Below are 19,828 nucleotides of genomic sequence, written 5' to 3' on the forward strand. Positions count from 1 at the left end.
CGAGCATGTCCCCGACCAACAAACAGGCCATCCAACTGAGTGCCGAGGTGCCGTCCGATTTGGGCGGGCAACGCCTGGACCAGGTTGCCGCACAACTCTTCGACGAACACTCCCGCTCCCGCCTGTCCGCCTGGATCAAGGAAGGGCGACTCACTGTGGACGGCCAGGTGCTCCGCCCTCGCGACACCGTCTATGGCGGTTCCGTGCTGGCGCTCGATGCCGAGCTGGAGTCCCAGGGCGAGTGGGTGGCGCAGGACATCGAGCTGAATATCGTCTACGAGGACGACCACCTGCTGGTGCTGGACAAGCCCGCCGGCCTGGTGGTGCACCCGGCGGCAGGCCACATGGACGGCACCCTGCTCAACGCCCTGCTGCACCATGCCCCCGACCTGGCCAACGTGCCCCGGGCCGGCATCGTGCATCGCCTCGACAAGGACACCACCGGCCTGATGGTGGTGGCCAAGACCCTCGAAGCCCACACCAAGCTGGTCGCCCAGTTGCAGGCCCGGACCGTCAGCCGCATCTACGAAGCCATCGTCGTCGGCGTGATCACCGCAGGTGGCAAGGTCGACGCGCCCATCGGCCGCAGCTCCCAGCAACGCCAGCGCATGGGCGTGGTGGCCGGTGGCAAGCAGGCCGTCAGCCACTACCGCGTGCTGGAACGGTTCCGTTCCCACACCCACACCCGGGTCAAGCTGGAGACCGGCCGCACCCACCAGATCCGCGTGCACATGGCCTACATCAACCACCCACTGGTGGGTGACCCGGTGTACGGCGGCCGCTTCCGCATTCCGCCGGCAGCGAGCCCGACCCTGGTACAGACGCTGAAAGAATTTCCCCGCCAGGCGCTGCACGCCCGCTTCCTGGAGCTCGACCACCCGGAAACCGGTGATCGCATGAAGTGGGAATCCCCGCTGCCCGATGACTTCGTCTGGCTGCTGACCCTGCTGCGGCAGGACAACGAGTCCTTCGTCTGATGACGGGCTGGCTCACGCCCGACTGGCCCGCCCCCGCGCGGGTCAGGGCCTGCGTGACCACCCGCGCCGACGGCGTCAGCCTTCCGCCCTACGACAGCTTCAACCTCGGTGACCACGTCGACGACGACCCCGCCGCCGTCGCCAGTAACCGCCTCAAGCTCACGACCACCCTCGGCTGCCAGCCCGCCTGGCTCAGCCAGGTACACGGCATCCGCGTGGTCGAAGCCGATCCCACCCGCGTAGAGACGGCAGACGCCAGCTGGAGCCAGACCCCCGGCATCGCCAGCCTGGTGATGACCGCCGACTGCCTGCCCGCGCTCTTCTGCAACCGCGACGGCACCCGTGTCGCAGCCGCTCATGCAGGCTGGCGCGGCCTGGCAAACGGTGTACTGGAAGCCACGCTGGATGCCCTGGCCACACCGACGGACCAGATCCTGGTCTGGCTCGGACCGGCCATCGGCCCGGACGCCTTCGAAGTCGGCCCGGAGGTCCGCGACGCCTTCATCGCCCAGCACGCCGAAGCAGACGCCGCCTTCCGCCCCAGCGCAAACGCCGGCCGCTACCTGGCGGACATCTATGCCCTCGCCCGCATCCGCCTCGCCGCCCGTGGCATCACTGCGGTCCATGGCGGCGGTTTCTGCACCGTCAGCGACCCGCGCTTCTACTCCTACCGCCGTGCCTGCCGCACCGGGCGCTTCGCGAGCCTCGTCTGGCTGGCCGATTGAGCCGCTGACCTGCATCAAGGCCGGGCACCTTGAATCGCCCAGAATCGTCCTTATCTACACTGCATCCCGGCGAGCTCATCGTCTTCGGGGCGCTCATCGCCCCAGCCCGCCCCTTAGAGGAAGGACTGCCCCATGCGCATAGATCGACTGACCAGCAAACTCCAACTGGCGCTGTCCGACGCCCAATCCCAGGCCGTCGGCCACGACCACTCGGCCATCGAGCCGCTGCACCTCATGCTCGCCCTGCTCGACCAGCAGGGCGGCTCCATCAAACCTCTGCTCATGCAGGTGGGCTTCGACATCGCCGCCCTGCGGGCGGGACTGACCAAGGAACTCGACGGCCTGCCGAAGATCCAGAACCCCACCGGCGACGTGAACCTTTCCCAGGACCTCGCCCGCCTGCTCAACCAGGCCGACCGCCTGGCTCAGCAGAAAGGCGACCAGTTCATCTCCAGCGAACTGGTGGTGCTGGCCGCGATGGACGAAAACACCCGCCTGGGCAAGTTGCTGCTCAGCCAGGGCGTCACCCGCAAGGCCTTGGAGAACGCCATCGCCAACCTGCGCGGCGGCCAGGCCGTGAACGACCCCAACGTCGAGGAAGCCCGCCAGGCCCTGGACAAGTACACCGTCGACCTCACCAAGCGCGCCGAAGACGGCAAGCTCGACCCGGTAATCGGCCGTGACGACGAGATCCGCCGCACCATCCAGGTCCTGCAGCGCCGCACCAAGAACAACCCCGTGCTGATCGGCGAGCCCGGCGTCGGCAAGACCGCCATCGCCGAAGGCCTGGCCCAGCGCATCATCAACGGCGAAGTACCCGACGGCCTGAAGGACAAGCGCCTGCTGGCCCTGGACATGGGCGCCCTGATCGCCGGCGCCAAGTTCCGTGGCGAGTTCGAAGAGCGCCTCAAGGCCGTGCTCAATGAACTGTCCAAGCAGGAAGGCCGCGTCATCCTCTTCATCGACGAACTGCACACCATGGTCGGCGCCGGCAAGGCCGAAGGCGCCATGGACGCCGGCAACATGCTCAAGCCTGCCCTGGCCCGTGGCGAACTGCACTGCGTCGGCGCCACCACCCTGGACGAGTACCGCCAGTACATCGAGAAGGACGCCGCCCTGGAGCGCCGCTTCCAGAAAGTCCTGGTGGACGAGCCCAGCGAGGAAGACACCATCGCCATCCTCCGTGGCCTGAAGGAGCGCTACGAGGTGCACCACGGCGTGACCATCACCGACGGCGCCATCATCGCCGCCGCCAAGCTCTCGCACCGCTACATCACCGACCGCCAGCTGCCGGACAAGGCCATCGACCTGATCGACGAAGCCGCCAGCCGAATCCGCATGGAGATCGACTCCAAGCCCGAAGCCCTCGACCGCCTGGACCGCCGCCTGATCCAGCTGAAGATCGAGCGCGAGGCCATGAAGAAGGAAGAGGACGAGGCCGCCATTAAGCGCCTGGCCAAGCTGGAGGACGACATCCTCAAGCTGGAACGCGAATACGCCGACCTGGAGGAAATCTGGAAATCGGAGAAAGCCGAAGTCCAGGGCTCCGCCCAGATCCAGCAGAAGATCGAACAGGCCCGCACCGAACTGGAAGCCGCCCGCCGCAAGGGCGACCTGAACCGCATGGCCGAACTGCAGTACGGCATCATCCCCGACCTGGAGCGCAGCCTGCAGATGGTCGACCAGCACGGCAAGCCGGAGAACCAGCTGCTGCGCAACAAGGTGACCGACGAGGAGATCGCCGAAGTCGTCTCCAAGTGGACCGGCATCCCGGTGGCCAAGATGCTCGAAGGCGAGCGCGACAAGCTGCTGCGCATGGAAGACGAGCTGCACAAGCGCGTCATCGGCCAGCATGAAGCCGTGGTCGCCGTGGCCAACGCCGTGCGCCGCTCCCGCGCCGGCCTGGCCGACCCGAACCGCCCCAGCGGCTCCTTCCTGTTCCTCGGCCCGACGGGCGTCGGCAAGACCGAGCTGTGCAAGGCCCTGGCCGAATTCCTCTTCGACACCGAAGAGGCGCTGGTGCGCATCGACATGTCCGAGTTCATGGAGAAACACTCCGTGGCCCGCCTCATCGGTGCCCCTCCGGGTTACGTCGGCTACGAGGAAGGCGGCTACCTGACCGAAGCCGTGCGCCGCAAGCCCTACTCCGTCGTGCTGATGGACGAAGTGGAGAAGGCCCACCCGGACGTCTTCAACATCCTCCTGCAGGTGCTGGAGGACGGCCGCCTGACCGACAGCCACGGCCGTACCGTCGACTTCCGCAACACCGTGGTGGTGATGACCTCCAACCTCGGCTCCGCGCAGATCCAGGAGCTGGTGGGCGACCGTGAGGCCCAGCGCGCGGCGGTGATGGATGCCGTCAGCAGCCACTTCCGCCCCGAGTTCATCAACCGGATCGACGAAGTCGTGGTGTTCGAGCCCCTGGGCCGCGACCAGATCGGCGGCATCGCCAGCATCCAGCTGCAACGCCTGCGCAAGCGCCTGGCCGAACGCGACCTGAGCCTGGAGCTGAGCCCGGAAGCCCTCGACAAGCTGATTGCCGTTGGCTACGACCCGGTCTACGGCGCCCGCCCGCTCAAGCGCGCCATCCAGCGCTGGATCGAAAACCCGCTGGCCCAGCAGATCCTCGCCGGCCAGTTCGCCCCGGGCGTCGCCATCCACGCTCGGGTCGAGGGGGAGGAGATCGTCTTCGACTGATCCATTGCACCCTCCATGCCGCCCATCCCTGATGGGCGGCATTTTTCATGGGCAATGAAAACGGGGGCCGAAGCCCCCGTTTTTATTTAATGCCGTAGCTCAGATCGCCTTGACCCGCAGCTCCTTGGGCATCGAGAAGGTGACGTTCTCCGGCCGCCCGTCCAGCTCAAGCGCTACCTCGGCGCCCCACTCGCGCAGTTGCTGGATCACGCCCTGCACCAGCACCTCGGGGGCAGAGGCGCCGGCGGTGATGCCGACCCGTTGCACACCGGCGAACCAGCCCTGCTGCAGGTCTTCGGCGCCGTCGATCAGGTAGGCCGGGGTGCCGATGCGCTCGGCGAGTTCGCGCAGGCGGTTGGAGTTGGAGCTGTTGGGGCTGCCCACCACCAGCACCACATCGCTTTCGTCAGCCAGTTGCTTCACCGCATCCTGGCGGTTCTGGGTGGCGTAGCAGATGTCGTCCTTGCGCGGCCCGCCGATGGAAGGGAAGCGTGCCCGCAGGGCATCGATCACGCGGCTGGTGTCGTCCATGGAAAGGGTCGTCTGGGTGACGAAGGACAAGGCCTCGGGGTTGCGAACCACCAGGCGCTCCACGTCGTCCTCGTTCTCCACCAGGTAGATCGCGCCGCCATTGACGGTGTCGTACTGGCCCATGGTGCCCTCCACTTCCGGGTGACCGGCGTGGCCGATCAGCACGCACTCCCGGCCGTCACGGCTGTAGCGGGCCACCTCCATGTGCACCTTGGTCACCAGCGGGCAGGTGGCGTCGAACACCTTGAGGCCACGGCGCTCGGCCTCCTGGCGCACGGCCTGGGACACGCCGTGGGCGCTGAAGATGACGATGACGTTGTCCGGCACCTGGTCCAGCTCTTCGACGAACACGGCGCCACGGGCGCGCAGGTCTTCGACGACGAACTTGTTGTGCACCACTTCGTGGCGGACGTAGATCGGCGGGCCGAACACTTCCAGCGCACGGTTGACGATCTCGATGGCACGGTCCACGCCGGCACAGAACCCACGGGGGTTGGCGAGTTTGATCTGCATGCTTGTTACCTCCAGGCCTGCCGGCCGCCCTCCCCTGTTGGGAAACGGATCAGAGCGGGCGAACCGCCAGGATTTCCACCTCGAAGCGCAGCGTCTTGCCAGCTAGCGGGTGGTTGAAGTCGATGGTCACGCGGTCAGCGTCGAAGGCCTTCACAACACCAGGCAACTCGGCGTTGGCGGCGTCGTTGAAGATGATCAGCAGGCCTTCGGACAGTTCCATGTCCTGGAACTGGCCACGGGGCATGACCTGGACGTTCTGCTCATTCGGCTGGCCGAAACCCTGCTCGGGGCTGATGGGCAGTTCGCGACGGTCGCCGGCCTTGAGGCCGAACAGCGCGTTCTCGAAGCCCGGCAGCAGGTTGCCGTCGCCGACCTTGAAGGTGGCCGGCTGCTTGCCGAAGGTGCTGTCGACCACGTCGCCGTTCTCCAGCTTGATGGCGAAGTTCAGCGTCACTTCACGGTCCGGGCCGATGCGCAGCTCGGTGGCGAGGGACTCAGTCATGGGCGGCTTCTCCGGACTTCTTCGTCTTGAACATATCCAGCGCCAGCATGATGGCGCCGAGGGTGATCGCGGTGTCGGCCAGGTTGAACGCCGGGAAATACCAGCGGTCCTGCCAGTGCACCAGGATGAAGTCGACCACGTGGCCCAGCACCACGCGGTCGTACAGGTTGCCCAACGCGCCGCCGAGCACGGCGGCCAGGGCGATGGCCAGCCAGGTTTCGTCGGCCTTCAGGCGCTTGAGCCAGACCACCAGCACGCCGCTCACCACGATGGCGATGAGCGCGAACAGCCAGCGCTGCCAGCCCGAGCTGTCCGCCAGGAAGCTGAAGGCAGCGCCGGTGTTGTAGACGTGGGTCCAGTCGAACCAGCCGGGAATCACCGTGATGCGGGTGTGCTTGGGGATCAGGTCCAGCACTGCCCACTTGGTGCCCTGGTCCAGCAGGAACACCAGGACACTCAGCAGCAGCCAGCCCAGCCGACCGAAACGGGCCTCAGGCATGGTGGCGAACCTCGCCGACGCCTTCGATGTTCTCCACGCAACGACCGCACAGCTCCGGGTGTGCCGCGTGAGTGCCGACGTCCGCACGGTGGTGCCAGCAACGGCCGCACTTGGCGTGTTCGGACTTGAGGATGCGCAGCCTCAGGCCTGGCACCTCGGTGGCCACGGCCTGCTCCGGCGCCTCGCCCGCCGGGCGGACTTCAGCGGTGGAGGTGATGAGCACGAAGCGCAGCTCGTTGCCCAACCGGGCCAGGTCGGCCTGCAGGGCGTCGTCGCCGAACAGGGTGACTTCGGCCTGCAGGTTGCCACCGATGGCCTTGGCCGAACGCAGGGCTTCCAGCTCCTTGTTGACCGCCCCCTTGACCGCCATGACGCGGGTCCAGTAGGCCGCATCCAGGGCGAAGCCTTCCGGCAGGCGAGCCAGACCCTCGTACCAGGTGTTCAGCATGACCGACTCGTTGCGCTCGCCCGGCAGGTACTGCCAGATCTCCTCGGCGGTGAAGGCCAGGATCGGCGCGATCCAGCGCACCAGCGCCTCGGTGATGTGGAACAGTGCGGTCTGGCAGGAACGACGGGCCACGCTGTCGGCGCGGGTGGTGTACTGACGGTCCTTGATGATGTCGAGGTAGAAACCGCCCAGCTCCTGCACGCAGAAGTTGTGCAGCTTCGAGTAGACGTTCCAGAAGCGGTACTCGCCATACGCCTCGAGGATCTCGTCCTGCAGGCGCGCAGCGGCGTCCAGCGCCCAGCGGTCGAGGTCGAGCATCTGCTCCGGCGGCAGCAGGTCGCGGGCCGGGTCGAAGCCGTTGAGGTTGGCCAGCATGAAGCGCGCGGTGTTGCGGATACGCCGGTAGGCGTCGGCGCTGCGCTGCAGGATCTGGTCGGAAACGGCCATCTCGCCCGAGTAGTCGGTGGCCGCAACCCACAGGCGCAGGATGTCGGCGCCCAGGGTGTTGTTGATCTTCTGCGGCGCCACGGTGTTGCCCAGGGACTTGGACATCTTGTGGCCGCGCTCGTCCACGGTGAAGCCGTGGGTGAGCAGGCCCTTGTAGGGCGCATGGCCGTCGATGGCGCTGCCGGTCAGCAACGAGGAATGGAACCAGCCGCGGTGCTGGTCGGAGCCTTCCAGGTAGAGGTCCGCACGCGGACCGCTGGCGTGGCCTTGCGGGTGCGAACCACGCAGCACATGCCAGTGGGTGGTGCCGGAATCGAACCAGACGTCCAGGGTGTCGAGGATCTTCTCGTAGTCACCGGCCTCGTCGCCCAGCAGCTCCGCAGGCTCCAGCTTGAACCAGGCCTCGATGCCCTGCTGCTCGACGCGCTTGGCCACTTCCTCCATCAGTTCGACGGTGCGCGGGTGCAGCTCGCCGGTGGCCTTGTGCAGGAAGAACGGGATCGGCACGCCCCAGTTGCGCTGGCGCGAGATGCACCAGTCGGGACGGCCGGCGATCATGCTGTGCAGGCGCGCCTGGCCCCAGGCCGGGGTGAACTGGGTCTGCTCGATGGCCGCCAGGGCACGCTCGCGGAGGGTGCCGCCCTGATTGGGCTGCTTGTCCATGCCGACGAACCACTGGGCCGTGGCGCGGTAGATCAGCGGGGTCTTGTGGCGCCAGCAGTGCATGTAGCTGTGCTTGATCGCCTCGTGCTTGAGCAGTGCGCCCACTTCTTCCAGCTTGGCGACGATGGCCGGGTTGGCCTTCCAGATGAACTGGCCACCGAAGAACGGCAGGTCGGCCACATACACGCCATTGCTCTGCACCGGGCTGAGGATGTCGTCATTGCTCATGCCGTAGTTCTTGCAGGAGCGGAAGTCATCCTCGCCATAGGCCGGCGCGGAGTGCACCACGCCCGTGCCGGCACCCAGCTCGACGTACTCGGCCAGGTAGACCGGGGAGAAGCGCTCGTAGAACGGATGGCGGAAGCGAATGTGCTCCAGCGCCTCGCCCTTGGCGGTGGCGATCACCTGGCCTTCGAGGCCGTAGCGAGCCAGGCAGGACTCCACCAGTTCGGTCGCCAGCACCAGCAGGCGAGCGCCGGTGTCCACCAGGGCGTACTCGAATTCGGGGTGGACGTTCAGCGCCTGGTTGGCCGGGATGGTCCAGGGGGTGGTGGTCCAGATCACGATGGCGGCCGGCTTGGGCAGGCTGGCCAGGCCGAAGGCGGCCGCCAGCTTGTCGGCGTCTTCCACCGGGAAGGCAACGTCGATGGCGTCGGACTGCTTGTCCTTGTACTCCACCTCGGCCTCGGCCAGGGCCGAACCGCAGTCGAAGCACCAGTTGACCGGCTTCAGCCCCTTGAACACGAAGCCGCCCTTGACCATCTCGGCCAGGGCACGGATCTCGCCGGCTTCGTTGGCGAAGTTCATGGTCTTGTAGGGGTTGTCCCAGTCACCCAGCACACCCAGGCGGATGAAGTCGGCCTTCTGCAGCTCGATCTGCTCGGCGGCGTAGGTGCGGCACAGCTCGCGGACCTTGTCCGCCGGCAGGTTCTTGCCGTGGGTGGTCTCCACCTTGTGCTCGATGGGCAGGCCATGGCAGTCCCAGCCCGGCACGTAGGGCGCGTCGTAGCCGGCCAGGGTCTTGGAGCGGACGATGATGTCCTTGAGGATCTTGTTCAGCGCGTGGCCGATGTGGATCTCGCCGTTCGCGTAGGGCGGGCCGTCGTGGAGGATGAACGTGGGGCGGCCCTCACCGATCTGGCGCAGCTTCTGATAGAGCCCAATGGAGTCCCAGCGCTGCAGGGTCTCCGGCTCACGCTGGGGAAGACCGGCCTTCATCGGAAATGCCGTTTCCGGCAGGTTGAGGGTCGCTTTGTAATCGGTCATGTCAGTCCAGGCTCATCATTGAAGGTGGGCGCCCTGCCAGTAGGCACGGGCTGCGGCGACGTCCGCGTCGATCGCCGACTTGAGGGCCTCCAGGGAGGCGAATCGCTGCTCTTCGCGCAGCTTGCGGTGGAAGGTGACGCTGATACGCCGGTCGTAGAGGTTCGCGGCGAAATCCAGCAGGTGCACTTCCAGGTGGGCGTTGCCATCCCCTTTCACGGTGGGGCGCACGCCGATGTTGGCGACACCGGGCCGGCGCTGGCCATCCAGCTCCACGCTGACCAGGAAGACCCCGGAGAGCGGTACGCGGCGTCGCTTGAGTTGCACGTTGGCAGTCGGCGTGCCGAGCTGCCGGGCCAGCTTCTGGCCATGCAGGACACGGCCGGTGATGCTGAAGGGCCGCCCGAGCAGGTGCTCGGCCAGCGGGAAGTCGGCGGCGGCCAGGGCCTCGCGGACACGGGTGCTGCTGACCCGCATGCCATCCAGTTCGACGGTGGCGGCGGCTTCGACGGTGAAGCCCTCGGCCTCCCCGGCAGCCTGGAGGAAGGCGAAGTCACCGGCGCGATCGCAGCCGAAGCGGAAGTCGTCACCGATCTCCAGGTGATGCACGCCCAGCCCTTCCACTAGCACCGCATGGACGAACTCTGCAGCGGACAGCTCGCGCAAGCGCCGGTTGAACGCCAGGCACAGGACGAAATCCACGCCCTCGCCAGCCAGCAGCTCGAGCTTGTCGCGCAGACGCGTCAGGCGGACGGGGGCGGTATCGGGACCGAAGAACTCGCGAGGCTGGGGCTCGAAGATCACCACGCAGCTGGGTACGCCCAGCTCGGCCGCGCGTTCGCGCAGGCGCTTGAGAATGGCCTGGTGACCCCGGTGGACGCCGTCGAAATTGCCGATGGTGGCAACGCAGCCCCCGGATCGGGGCCGCAGGTTATGAAGACCTCGGACCAGCTGCATAGCACACGTCTTGTTCACAAAGTGGCCGATTATACGCACAGCCGCGCCATCACAACAGGCACGTCTGACGTGTCGCAAAGCCGCTCTCCGGAGGGCACAACCCCGCTATCGGACAGCCCGTCGGGCGAAGTGGCGGAGGCGGAAACCCAGCGCTGCCAGGGTGGCGAAATAACTGCCCGCCCCGGCGACCACCAGCAGCATCAGCCGCGCCAGACGCTCGGGCATGCCACCGCTGTCCCAGGCCGGCAGCCAGGCAGCGCCCAGCACCAGGACCGCCCCCATCACCGCAACCGCTACCAGCAGCTTGAGCAGGAACACACCCCAGCCCGGCTGAGGCAGGAAAAGACGCTGCCGGCGCAATTGCCAGAACAGCAACGCCGCGTTGAGGCAGGCCGCCAATCCGATGGCCAGGGCCAGGCCCGCATGCTGCAAGGGCCCGATCAGCGCCAGGTTGAGCAACTGGGTCACCACCAGGGTCAGCAGGGCGATACGCACCGGGGTGCGGATGTTCTGCCGGGCATAGAAGCCGGGCGCCAGGACCTTCACCAGGATGATCCCGAGCAGACCGACGGCGTAGGCGATCAGCGCGCGCTGGGTCATCAGCGCGTCATGGGCGGTGAACTTGCCGTACTGGAACAGCGACACCGTCAGCGGCTCGGCGAGCAGCGCCAACGCCAGGGCGCAGGGCAGCACCAGCAGGAAGCACAGGCGCAGCCCCCAATCCAGCAGCTCGGAATAGGCCGTGCGGTCGTCATTGGCGTAGGTCTTGGCCAGCGACGGCAGCAGGATGGTGCCGAGCGCCACGCCAAGCACGCCGGAGGGCAGCTCCATCAGGCGGTCGGCGTAGTACATCCAGGACACCGAGCCGGCCACCAGGAAGGACGCGAAGATGGTGTTGATGATCAGCGAGATCTGGCTCACCGAGACCCCGAAGATCGCCGGCCCCATCTGCTTCAGCACCCGCCAGACGCCGGTATCGCGCAGGTTCAGGCGCGGCAGCACGAGCATGCCGATGCGCTTGAGCGCCGGCAGCTGGAACAGCAACTGGGCCAGCCCGCCCGCCAGGGTCGCCCAGGCCAGCGCCATCACCGGCGGATGGAAATAAGGCGTGAGGAACACCGCAAAGACGATCATCGCCACGTTCAGCAGCGTCGGCACGAAGGCCGGCACCGCGAAGCGGTTCCAGGTGTTCAGCACCGCGCCCGCCAGTGACGACAGCGAGATCAGGAAGATATAGGGAAAGGTGACCCGCAACAGGTCGGTGGTCAGCTCGAACTTCTCCTGGGTGTCGGTGAAGCCGGGAGCGGTGGCATAGATCACCCAGGGCGCCGCAAGAATGCCCAGCGCCGTGACCAGCGCCAGCGCCAGGGTCAGCAGCCCGGCCACGTAGGCGATGAAGGTCCGGGTAGCCTCCTCGCCCTGCTGGCTCTTGTACTCCGCCAGGATCGGGACGAAGGCCTGGGAGAAGGCCCCCTCGGCGAAGATCCGCCGCAGCAGGTTGGGTAGCTTGAAGGCGACGAAGAAGGCATCCGTGGCCATGCCGGCACCGAAGGCACGCGCCACGATGGTGTCGCGAACGAAGCCCAGTACCCGCGACAGCATGGTGATGGAGCTGACGGCGGCCAGCGACTTGAGCAGATTCATGACGTAAAAGCTTGCATCCCAGGAGGCCGAAGGAAAGAATGCGCGACCGCAGAAGCCGACGCCCGGGCAGCCCCGGAGCGCGCGAGTGTAGAGCTGCGCAGCGAAGAAATCACGCTGCACGCTCGTCGCCCGCCACGGCAAGGGCACTCAACCGCCCTTGACATCGCCACAGTGCATCGGCATGATTCGCGGCCTTATTTGTTCGTATCCCCCAGTTTCCGAGGAGCTTGACGGTGGCCAATACACCTTCTGCCAAAAAACGCGCGAAACAGGCTGAGAAGCGTCGTAGCCATAACGCCAGCCTGCGCTCCATGGTCCGTACCTACATCAAAAACGTAGTCAAGGCGCTCGACGCCAAGGACCTGCCCAAGGCCCAAGCAGCCTACACCGCTGCTGTACCGGTCATCGACCGCATGGCCGACAAAGGCATCATCCACAAGAACAAGGCCGCTCGTCACAAGAGCCGCCTGAACGCGCACATCAAGGCGCTGGGCCAGGCTGCTGCCTAAGTTCGTTCTTGTACGAAAAACCGGCCTGATGGCCGGTTTTTTATTGCCCGCGATATGGCACTGCACATCCGCCAGGCAATAAAAAGCCCGGCGAACCGGGCTTTTCATCGTTACCTCAGGGCTTGTTCGGCCAGGGCATGATCGGAATGGCCGTCACCGCATTCTGCGGACTGCCCTCGATGATGCGATCGCTGTAGACCAGATAGACGAGCGTATTGCGCTTGCGATCGAAGAAGCGCACCACCTGCATGGTCTTGAACACCAGCGAGGTGCGCTCCTTGAACACTTCTTCGCCATCCTTCAGCTCAGCCGTGAAACGCACCGGCCCCACCTGCCGACAAGCAATGGAAGCCTCCGCGCGATCCTCGGCCAGACCCAGGCCACCTTTCACGCCACCAGTCTTGGCTCGCGACAGGTAGCAGGTCACCCCTTCCACCTTGGGATCGTCGAACGCCTCGATGACGATCTTGTCATTGGGCCCCAGCCACTTGAACACCGTGGAGACCGAGCCGATCTCCTCGGCCGCCACCAGCAACGGCATCGCGGCCACGGCCGCCAGCAATCCCTTCAGAAGCCTCATGACACCTCCTCGTCAGACCAGGACCAGGTTGTCCCGGTGCACCAGTTCAGGCTCACCGACATAGCCCAGCAGCTTCTCCACCATCTCGGACGACTGGCCAATGATCTTCTGCGCTTCCAGAGCGCTGTAGTTCACCAGGCCACGCGCCACTTCGCCCCCCTCGGGGTCGACACAGACCACCATCTCACCGCGACGGAAGCTGCCCTGCACCGCCTTCACACCCACCGGCAGCAGGCTCTTGTGATCGGCACGCAGCGCCTTCACCGCCCCCGCATCCAGCACCAGAGTGCCGCGGGTCTGCAGGTGGCCGGCCAGCCACTGCTTGCGGGCGGCCAGCATGCCGCGCTCGGGCGCCAGGAGCGTACCCAGGCGTTCGCCGCTCTTCAGGCGATCCAGCACGCGCTCGATACGGCCACCGACGATGATCGTGTGCGCCCCGGAGCGCGCCGCCAGACGCGCTGCACGCAGCTTGGTCTGCATGCCACCGCGCCCCAGCGCACCACCGGTGCCACCCGCCACGGCGTCCAGCGCCGGGTCATCGGCACGCGCTTCGAAAATCAGTTGGGCATCGGGGTTGTGACGCGGATCGGCATCGAACATGCCATCGCGGTCGGTGAGGATGACCAGCAGGTCCGCCTCCACCAGGTTGGCCACCAGCGCCGCCAGGGTGTCGTTGTCACCAAAGCGGATCTCATCGGTGACAACCGTGTCGTTCTCGTTGATGACGGGAATCACGCCCAGGTCGACCAGTGCACGCAGGGTGCTGCGCGCATTGAGGTAGCGCTTGCGGTCGGAAAGGTCGTCGTGAGTCAGGAGGATCTGGGCGGTACCACGGCCATGCTCGGCAAAACTGGATTCCCAGGCCTGCACCAGCCCCATCTGCCCGACGGCAGCCGCAGCCTGCAGTTCGTGCATGGCCTTCGGGCGGGTGTTCCAGCCCAATCGGCTCATGCCCGCCGCCACCGCGCCGGACGACACCAGCACCAGTTCGACGCCCGCGTTGCGCAGCGCCACCATCTGCTCCACCCACACCGCCATGGCATCGCGATCGAGGCCACGCCCATCAGCGGTCAGCAAAGCACTGCCGATCTTCACCACCCAGCGCTGCGCGCCAGTCACCTTGTCCCGCATATCTTCCAACCTTAGCTAGAAAGCCGTGCGGCCCATGGCGCACAGCCTATGGCGATCATCCGGTGCGCCCGAAGGCGCGGTCATCAGGGAACGTAGAAGATCTCCGGCCCGTCGCCGTCGTCCTCGTCATCAAAGAAATCATCATCGTCGTCGGCCTCATCGGCACTCTTCAGACCGGCACGGCGCAGCGCACGACGATCATCCAGGGCCTGCAGGCGAGCACGCGCCTCGTCCTCGATGCGCTGATCCAGCTCGGCGAGCGACTCGGCGTAGGCCGGGTCCTCTTCCATGCGCAGGGTCCGCTCGTCGAGGTAACGCATGATCTCCTGGGAAAGTGCCTCGGTCCCCTCGCGCTCCAGGGCGGAGATGACGAATACAGGCCCTTCCCAACCGAGGCGCTGGATCACCTCTTTCATGCGTGCTTCGCGCTCCTCATCCAACAGCTGGTCGGCCTTGTTCAGCACCAGCCAGCGATCACGCTCGGTCAGCGCCGGACTGAAGCGCCCCAGCTCCTCGACGATGGTCGCAGCCGCCTCGGCCGGATCGCTCTCGTCCAGCGGCGCCATGTCGACGATGTGCAGCAGTAGGCGCGTACGCGCCAAGTGCTTGAGGAAGCGAATCCCCAGGCCAGCACCCTCGGCAGCACCCTCGATCAACCCGGGGATGTCGGCCACGACGAAGCTCTTGAAGCGCCCGACGCTGACCACACCCAGGTTCGGCACCAGGGTGGTGAAGGGGTAATCCGCCACTTTCGGCTTGGCGGCCGACACCGCACGGATGAATGTGCTCTTGCCCGCATTCGGCAGGCCCAGCAGACCGACGTCAGCCAGCACCTTCAGCTCCAGCTTGAGGTCGCGGGACTCGCCCGGCTTGCCCTTGGTGGTCTGGCGCGGCGCGCGGTTGGTACTGGACTTGAAACGGGTATTCCCCAGCCCGTGCCAACCACCCTGAGCCACCAGCAGGCGCTGACCGGGCACGGTCAGGTCACCGATGATTTCCTGGGTACCGGCATCGATCACCGTGGTGCCGACCGGCACCGGCAGGACGAGGTCTTCGCCCTTGCGGCCGGTGCAGTCCTTGCTGCCGCCGTTCTCGCCACGCTGGGCATCGAAACGACGGGTATAGCGGTAATCCACCAGGGTGTTGAGGTTCGGATCGGCTTCCATGTACACGGAACCGCCGTCGCCACCATCGCCACCGTTGGGGCCGCCTTTCTCAATGAATTTTTCGCGACGGAAACTCATCAGGCCATTGCCGCCGTCGCCTGCTTTTACAAAGATCGAAACTTCATCGACGAATTTCATCAGGAAGCCTCCCGCCACGGTGGCGGGCCAATTAAAAAGGAACACAAGGATACAGGGAGCCGGCGCTACGCGCAGTTTCCGCTGTCAGAAACAAAAAAGCCCCGTCGCGAGACAGGGCTTTTGCAGCGAGATCGCGATTAGGCCGCGACGACGCTCACGTACTTGCGACCGAAGGCGCCTTTGACCTCGAACTTCACAACGCCGTCCACTTTCGCGAACAGGGTGTGGTCCTTGCCCAGGCCAACGCCGACGCCGGCGTGGAACTTGGTGCCGCGCTGACGAACGATGATGTTGCCGGCCTTGATGACCTGGCCGCCGTACAGTTTCACGCCAAGGCGTTTACTTTCTGAGTCGCGACCGTTGCGGGTAGAACCGCCAGCTTTTTTGTGTGCCATGAGTCAAATCCTCCAAAAAGGAAATTAGGCCTGGATGCCGGTGATCTTGATTTCAGTGAACCACTGGCGGTGGCCCTGACGCTTCATGTGGTGCTTACGACGACGGAACTTGATGATGCGAACCTTGTCGTGACGGCCTTGAGAGACCACTTCGGCAACCACTTTGGCGCCATCGACAACCGGAGCGCCGATTTTCACGTCGTCGCCATTGCCGATCAGCAGAACGCGATCGAAAGTCACGGATTCGCCAGTGGCGACTTCCAGCTTCTCGATCTTCAGGAATTCACCTTCAGCGACTTTGTACTGCTTGCCGCCGGTAACGATAACTGCGTACATGGATTTTCTCCGTTAAACCTGCTCACCCGACGCTTTATAGAAAGAGGAATGGGTCGGCATGGCTGCATGGGGCCGGAACTGGAACCCGTGCAATTGCGTAAGGCAGGGAAATGCCCAAGGAAGTTCAGGGGCCGCGATTGTACGCAAGCCGCAAAAGCCGCGCAAGCACCGGCGGGGCTTGCCTTGACAGCCCCCTACCCGCCCCCTAGCATGCCGCGCATTCTCAAAGGAGCACCCCTCGCTGATGCAACCCCAGGCCTTCTACCGCGTGGTGGCGGACGATTTTACCGCAGTCGACGACATCATCCGTCGGCAACTCACCTCCCGCGTACCCCTGGTCGAGAAAATCGGCGACTACATCGTCTCCGCCGGCGGCAAGCGCCTGCGCCCGCTGCTGGTCCTGCTCAGCGGCAATGCCCTCGGATTCGGCGGCGACCAGCTGCGCCTGCTGGCCGCCACCATCGAATTCCTGCACACCTCCACCCTGCTGCACGACGACGTCGTCGATGCCTCGGGCCTGCGTCGCGGCCGCTCCACCGCCAATGCCCTGTGGGGCAACGCGCCGAGCGTGCTGGTGGGCGACTTCCTCTACGCGCGCTCCTTCGAAATGATGGTCGAGCTGGGCTCCATGCCGGTGATGCGCATCATTTCCCAGGCCACCCGTGTCATCGCCGAAGGCGAAGTGCTGCAGCTGTCGAAGATCCGCGACGCCAGCACCACCGAAGAGACCTATATGGAAGTCATCCGCGGCAAGACCGCGATGCTCTTCGAGGCCTCCACCCACAGTGCCGCCGTACTCGCCGGCGCCAGCGAAGCCCAGGCCGAAGCCCTGCGGACCTTCGGTGACTACCTGGGCATCGCCTTCCAACTGGTGGACGACCTGCTCGACTACCGTGGCGACGCCGCCACCCTCGGCAAGAACGTCGGTGACGACCTCGCCGAAGGCAAGCCGACCCTGCCGCTGATCATCACCATGCGGGACGGCAGCCCCGAGCAGGCCGCACTGGTCCGCAAGGCCATCCAGCAAGGCGGCAGCCAGGACCTGGAAGGCATCCGTGAAGCCGTGGAAGCCGCCGGCGCCCTCGACTACACCGCCCGCCTCGCCCGCGACTATGCCGAGCGCGCCATCGCCTGCCTGGACGCCCTGCCGCCCAGCGAGCACCGCGACGCCATGATCGAGCTGACGCAGTTCGCCGTCGCCCGCACACACTGAGCCAAAGCGCTCACCGGGAAGCCCGCCTCACATGGCGGGCTTTTTCATGCCCGCAGGAAACGGCTGGCGACGAAAGGCACCGATAGACCCTTGCTATTTTGATAATAGGAATTATTCTCATCTCACAGCTTTTCAAGGAGATGAGCCATGACCTACCTGATCGATGCCTGGCTGGATCGCCCCCACCCCTACCTGCGCATCCTCCACCGTGAAACCGGGGAAATCTGCGCCGTGCTGGAAGAAGAAGCCCTCGACGAACTGCGTGACCAGGGCGACCTCGACCTGGCCGGGCTGAATTCCAGCGAGCCGCTGGTGCTCAAGGAACTGGTGCGCAACCTCTTCCTGTTCTGCTACGCGCGGGCCTTGAGGCCGCAACAGGACGCCCACCTGGCATGACGGAGATCCGGGTGGTGCAGGACGCGCCACCCGCAAGCGGGCGCCCCGGGGCGCCCGCTTGCAAACGGGGCCGACAAGGCCCCGCAGGTGCCCGGGCGGGCCAGGACGGCCAGCCCAGGCATCGCTCTTTGCGGGATCAGAGGATCGCCAGCAGCTCCACGTCGAACACCAGCACGCTGTGGGGCGGGATGCTGCCCACGCCCTGCGCGCCATAGGCCAGCTCGCTGGGCACGTGCAGGCGCCACTTGCTGCCGGCATTCATCAGTTGCAGGGCCTCGACCCAGCCCGGGATCACGCCACCCACCGGGAACTCGGCCGGCTCGCCACGGTTGTAGGAGCTGTCGAACACGGTGCCGTCGATCAGCGTGCCGTGGTAGTGGGTGCGCACGGTGTCCTCGGCCGACGGCTTGGCGCCCTCACCTGCCACCAGCACCTCGAACTGCAGGCCGGACGGCAGCACGGTCACGCCTTCGCGCTTGGCGTTCTCTGCCAGGTAGGCGCGGCCTTCGCCAGCCGCCGCTTCAGCCTTGGCCTGGGCCTGGGCCTGCATGCGCTCGCGGATGACCCGGAACGCCGCGTTCAGGTCGGCCGCGTCGACGCGGCTTTCCTGGCCGGCAAAGGCGTCGCGCAGGCCGGCGACCACCGCATCGATGCTCACGCCGGGCGGAGGGTTGTCACGGATCTGGTCACCCAGCTGGCGGCCAATGCCGTAGCTGACGCGGGATTCATCACTGGAAAGATCGAGTTCGGACATGGCCGGGCTCCGCACAGGGAAAAAAGGTCGGCCAGACTAGCACAGCCCCTGGCACCGCCCTACCCCGGAAACGAAACCGCCCGCCGGCCTGGAAGGCGAGCGGGCGGCCGTTGCAGCAAGGCTCAGTGGCTGCTCTTGCTCATCTTGTCCAGGTAGCCCATGGCGAACGCCGAGACCACGAAGGTCATGTGCACCACCACGTACCAGAGGATCTTGTCGTTATCGATGTTCTGCGCATCCATGAAGACCCTCAGCAGGTGGATGGACGAGATCGCCACGATGGACGCCGCCACCTTCATCTTCAGCGAACCGGAGTCCATCTTGCCGAGCCAGCTGAGCTTCTCCTTGTTCTCGTCGATGTCCAGCTGCGACACGAAGTTCTCGTAGCCGGAGAACATCACCATCACCAGCAGGCCACCCACCAAGGACATGTCGATCAGCGAGAGCAGCACCAGGATCAGCTCACCCTCGGTCTTCTCGAAGACGTGGGGAATGACGTGGTAGATCTCCTGGAAGAACTTCAGCGCCAGCGCCAGCAGCGCCAGCGACAGGCCGAAGTAGATGGGCGCCAGCAGCCAACGCGCCGCGTACATCGAGTTTTCCAAAAAGCGTTCCATGAAGCCTCGCAGCAGGGGTGGAAATGGCGGCGAGTATAGCGAGCACTTTCCTACAGAAAAACAGAATGAAACGCCCGGAAATATCCCCGAAAGCTGTGGATAACCCTGTGCATGAGCACTGCAAGGATCGCTGCCGCCGCCTGCGCCTGCGGCGCTGCAACGGATGCTCGAAAAACCGCCATCAACTGTCCGGGCGTGACAGGCAATTCCCCAGCGTGCGCCCTCGCGTCTGGTTCAGGCGACGCAGCTCCGCCTGCTGGTGCAGGCGCCAGGTCATGGGCTCCTCGCAGGGGCAGTAGCCCAGCTCGCCCAGGCAATCCGCGATGCTCGCCATCACCGATTCGGCGACAAAAGGCCCATGGAACGGGCCCTGGGCGCGAATGGCGGACGGTTGGGTGCCGGAAATGCCGGCTGCACAGATGAGGGTCCACAGACCGTTGTCACCGGCCAGCGGCAGGATCACGCATTCGATACGGGTGACCAGCCCCAGGCATTGACGGGTAAGGCAGAGGGTGCGGGACATGACGGCATTCCTCGCGTGGACCTGGCGCCCAGCCTACACCCCGAAAACCTGGGAAAGCGAGGAATTCTTATCCACGCCTTCTGTGGATAACCCTGTGGAATGAATGTCGGCAAAACCGCCGAAGCGCCGCCCTGCCTGTGCTGTGGGGCCTTGCTCGAAGCCTGACCAGCCGCGCCCTCCCTGGCACGGCGTCAAACCGTCTGT

General features: G+C 65.6%; 20 protein-coding genes. 6 read left to right on the forward strand and 14 right to left on the reverse strand.

Features of this window, described 5'->3' with window-relative positions; translation table 11 throughout:
- The first annotated feature begins 5 nt into the window (after positions 1-5).
- The 3 genes from rluD to clpB all read left to right on the forward strand — a co-directional run bounded on the left by rluD (position 6) and on the right by clpB (position 4,399).
- Entirely contained in the window at positions 6-977 is a 972-nt protein-coding gene (rluD, locus tag SZ55_RS19815; RefSeq protein ID WP_044410847.1) for a 23S rRNA pseudouridine(1911/1915/1917) synthase RluD, read from the forward strand.
- Positions 977-1,702 carry a peptidoglycan editing factor PgeF gene (gene pgeF, locus SZ55_RS19820; RefSeq protein ID WP_044410367.1) on the forward strand — a complete coding sequence of 242 codons (726 nt, stop codon included), beginning with the start codon at positions 977-979 and terminating at the stop codon, positions 1,700-1,702. The genes rluD and pgeF overlap by 1 nt, the downstream gene beginning before the upstream one ends.
- Positions 1,703-1,834: 132 nt before the next feature.
- Positions 1,835-4,399, forward strand: a complete 2,565-nt coding sequence (gene clpB, locus SZ55_RS19825; RefSeq protein WP_044410370.1) for an ATP-dependent chaperone ClpB — start codon at positions 1,835-1,837, stop codon at positions 4,397-4,399.
- Between the two features lie 99 nt (positions 4,400-4,498).
- Here the strand turns inward: clpB and ispH are convergent, their stop codons facing one another.
- From ispH to murJ, 6 genes are all read right to left on the reverse strand, one after another.
- Entirely contained in the window at positions 4,499-5,443 is a 945-nt protein-coding gene (gene ispH, locus SZ55_RS19830) for a 4-hydroxy-3-methylbut-2-enyl diphosphate reductase (RefSeq protein ID WP_044410372.1), read from the reverse strand.
- 49 nt (positions 5,444-5,492) lie between these two features.
- Positions 5,493-5,945 (reverse strand): FKBP-type peptidyl-prolyl cis-trans isomerase, encoded by a 453-nt coding sequence (locus SZ55_RS19835; RefSeq protein ID WP_044410376.1) that lies wholly within the window; start codon positions 5,943-5,945, stop codon positions 5,493-5,495.
- Entirely contained in the window at positions 5,938-6,444 is a 507-nt protein-coding gene (gene lspA, locus SZ55_RS19840) for a signal peptidase II (RefSeq protein WP_044410378.1), read from the reverse strand. The genes SZ55_RS19835 and lspA overlap by 8 nt, the downstream gene beginning before the upstream one ends.
- Positions 6,437-9,268, reverse strand: a complete 2,832-nt coding sequence (gene ileS / locus SZ55_RS19845; RefSeq protein ID WP_044410383.1) for an isoleucine--tRNA ligase — start codon at positions 9,266-9,268, stop codon at positions 6,437-6,439. The genes lspA and ileS overlap by 8 nt, the downstream gene beginning before the upstream one ends.
- A 15-nt stretch (positions 9,269-9,283) precedes the next feature.
- Positions 9,284-10,222 carry a bifunctional riboflavin kinase/FAD synthetase gene (gene ribF / locus SZ55_RS19850; protein WP_044410386.1) on the reverse strand — a complete coding sequence of 313 codons (939 nt, stop codon included), beginning with the start codon at positions 10,220-10,222 and terminating at the stop codon, positions 9,284-9,286.
- A 105-nt stretch (positions 10,223-10,327) separates the two neighbouring features.
- Positions 10,328-11,866, reverse strand: a complete 1,539-nt coding sequence (gene murJ / locus SZ55_RS19855; RefSeq protein ID WP_044410389.1) for a murein biosynthesis integral membrane protein MurJ — start codon at positions 11,864-11,866, stop codon at positions 10,328-10,330.
- Between the two features lie 233 nt (positions 11,867-12,099).
- Here murJ and rpsT point away from each other — a divergent pair, with 233 nt between their 5' ends.
- A complete protein-coding gene (rpsT, locus tag SZ55_RS19860) occupies positions 12,100-12,375 on the forward strand; it encodes a 30S ribosomal protein S20 (RefSeq protein WP_028629627.1) in 276 nt (91 codons plus the stop codon).
- 115 nt (positions 12,376-12,490) lie between these two features.
- Here rpsT and SZ55_RS19865 read toward each other — a convergent pair whose 3' ends face one another.
- The 5 genes from SZ55_RS19865 to rplU all read right to left on the reverse strand — a co-directional run bounded on the left by SZ55_RS19865 (position 12,491) and on the right by rplU (position 16,121).
- Entirely contained in the window at positions 12,491-12,955 is a 465-nt protein-coding gene (locus SZ55_RS19865; protein ID WP_044410397.1) for a CreA family protein, read from the reverse strand.
- Between the two features lie 12 nt (positions 12,956-12,967).
- Positions 12,968-14,086, reverse strand: a complete 1,119-nt coding sequence (proB, locus tag SZ55_RS19870) for a glutamate 5-kinase (protein WP_044410399.1) — start codon at positions 14,084-14,086, stop codon at positions 12,968-12,970.
- Between the two features lie 83 nt (positions 14,087-14,169).
- Positions 14,170-15,390 (reverse strand): Obg family GTPase CgtA, encoded by a 1,221-nt coding sequence (gene cgtA / locus SZ55_RS19875; protein WP_044410402.1) that lies wholly within the window; start codon positions 15,388-15,390, stop codon positions 14,170-14,172.
- Between the two features lie 137 nt (positions 15,391-15,527).
- Positions 15,528-15,785 (reverse strand): 50S ribosomal protein L27, encoded by a 258-nt coding sequence (gene rpmA, locus SZ55_RS19880; protein ID WP_044410405.1) that lies wholly within the window; start codon positions 15,783-15,785, stop codon positions 15,528-15,530.
- A gap of 24 nt (positions 15,786-15,809) precedes the next feature.
- On the reverse strand, positions 15,810-16,121 hold the full coding sequence (gene rplU / locus SZ55_RS19885; protein WP_044410409.1) for a 50S ribosomal protein L21: 312 nt from the start codon (positions 16,119-16,121) through the stop codon (positions 15,810-15,812).
- 244 nt (positions 16,122-16,365) lie between these two features.
- Between rplU and SZ55_RS19890 the strand changes: the two genes are divergently transcribed.
- Both SZ55_RS19890 and SZ55_RS19895 read left to right on the forward strand, forming a co-directional pair.
- Positions 16,366-17,334, forward strand: coding sequence for a polyprenyl synthetase family protein (locus tag SZ55_RS19890; protein WP_044410411.1), 969 nt, complete (start codon positions 16,366-16,368; stop codon positions 17,332-17,334).
- A 147-nt stretch (positions 17,335-17,481) separates the two neighbouring features.
- Entirely contained in the window at positions 17,482-17,730 is a 249-nt protein-coding gene (locus SZ55_RS19895; RefSeq protein WP_044410414.1) for a PA4570 family protein, read from the forward strand.
- Positions 17,731-17,866: 136 nt separating this feature from the next.
- Here the strand turns inward: SZ55_RS19895 and SZ55_RS19900 are convergent, their stop codons facing one another.
- From SZ55_RS19900 to SZ55_RS19910, 3 genes are all read right to left on the reverse strand, one after another.
- A complete protein-coding gene (locus tag SZ55_RS19900) occupies positions 17,867-18,484 on the reverse strand; it encodes an FKBP-type peptidyl-prolyl cis-trans isomerase (RefSeq protein ID WP_044410417.1) in 618 nt (205 codons plus the stop codon).
- A 122-nt stretch (positions 18,485-18,606) separates the two neighbouring features.
- On the reverse strand, positions 18,607-19,101 hold the full coding sequence (locus SZ55_RS19905) for a TIGR00645 family protein (RefSeq protein ID WP_044410420.1): 495 nt from the start codon (positions 19,099-19,101) through the stop codon (positions 18,607-18,609).
- A gap of 181 nt (positions 19,102-19,282) precedes the next feature.
- Positions 19,283-19,624, reverse strand: coding sequence for a PA4575 family protein (locus SZ55_RS19910; protein ID WP_044410422.1), 342 nt, complete (start codon positions 19,622-19,624; stop codon positions 19,283-19,285).
- Positions 19,625-19,828 lie beyond the last annotated feature (204 nt).

The organism is Pseudomonas sp. FeS53a, from assembly GCF_000931385.1.
GTDB lineage: Bacteria > Pseudomonadota > Gammaproteobacteria > Pseudomonadales > Pseudomonadaceae > Metapseudomonas > Metapseudomonas otitidis.

Coding starts and splice junctions, on each gene's coding strand:
- rluD (WP_044410847.1), top strand. CDS start 6: ATGTCCCCGACCAACAAACAGGCCATCCAACTGAGTGCCGAGGTGCCG.
- pgeF (WP_044410367.1), top strand. CDS start 977: ATGACGGGCTGGCTCACGCCCGACTGGCCCGCCCCCGCGCGGGTCAGG.
- clpB (WP_044410370.1), top strand. CDS start 1,835: ATGCGCATAGATCGACTGACCAGCAAACTCCAACTGGCGCTGTCCGAC.
- ispH (WP_044410372.1), bottom strand. CDS start 5,443: ATGCAGATCAAACTCGCCAACCCCCGTGGGTTCTGTGCCGGCGTGGAC.
- SZ55_RS19835 (WP_044410376.1), bottom strand. CDS start 5,945: ATGACTGAGTCCCTCGCCACCGAGCTGCGCATCGGCCCGGACCGTGAA.
- lspA (WP_044410378.1), bottom strand. CDS start 6,444: ATGCCTGAGGCCCGTTTCGGTCGGCTGGGCTGGCTGCTGCTGAGTGTC.
- ileS (WP_044410383.1), bottom strand. CDS start 9,268: ATGACCGATTACAAAGCGACCCTCAACCTGCCGGAAACGGCATTTCCG.
- ribF (WP_044410386.1), bottom strand. CDS start 10,222: ATGCAGCTGGTCCGAGGTCTTCATAACCTGCGGCCCCGATCCGGGGGC.
- murJ (WP_044410389.1), bottom strand. CDS start 11,866: ATGAATCTGCTCAAGTCGCTGGCCGCCGTCAGCTCCATCACCATGCTG.
- SZ55_RS19865 (WP_044410397.1), bottom strand. CDS start 12,955: ATGAGGCTTCTGAAGGGATTGCTGGCGGCCGTGGCCGCGATGCCGTTG.
- proB (WP_044410399.1), bottom strand. CDS start 14,086: ATGCGGGACAAGGTGACTGGCGCGCAGCGCTGGGTGGTGAAGATCGGC.
- cgtA (WP_044410402.1), bottom strand. CDS start 15,390: ATGAAATTCGTCGATGAAGTTTCGATCTTTGTAAAAGCAGGCGACGGC.
- rpmA (WP_044410405.1), bottom strand. CDS start 15,785: ATGGCACACAAAAAAGCTGGCGGTTCTACCCGCAACGGTCGCGACTCA.
- rplU (WP_044410409.1), bottom strand. CDS start 16,121: ATGTACGCAGTTATCGTTACCGGCGGCAAGCAGTACAAAGTCGCTGAA.
- SZ55_RS19890 (WP_044410411.1), top strand. CDS start 16,366: ATGCAACCCCAGGCCTTCTACCGCGTGGTGGCGGACGATTTTACCGCA.
- SZ55_RS19895 (WP_044410414.1), top strand. CDS start 17,482: ATGACCTACCTGATCGATGCCTGGCTGGATCGCCCCCACCCCTACCTG.
- SZ55_RS19900 (WP_044410417.1), bottom strand. CDS start 18,484: ATGTCCGAACTCGATCTTTCCAGTGATGAATCCCGCGTCAGCTACGGC.
- SZ55_RS19905 (WP_044410420.1), bottom strand. CDS start 19,101: ATGGAACGCTTTTTGGAAAACTCGATGTACGCGGCGCGTTGGCTGCTG.
- SZ55_RS19910 (WP_044410422.1), bottom strand. CDS start 19,624: ATGTCCCGCACCCTCTGCCTTACCCGTCAATGCCTGGGGCTGGTCACC.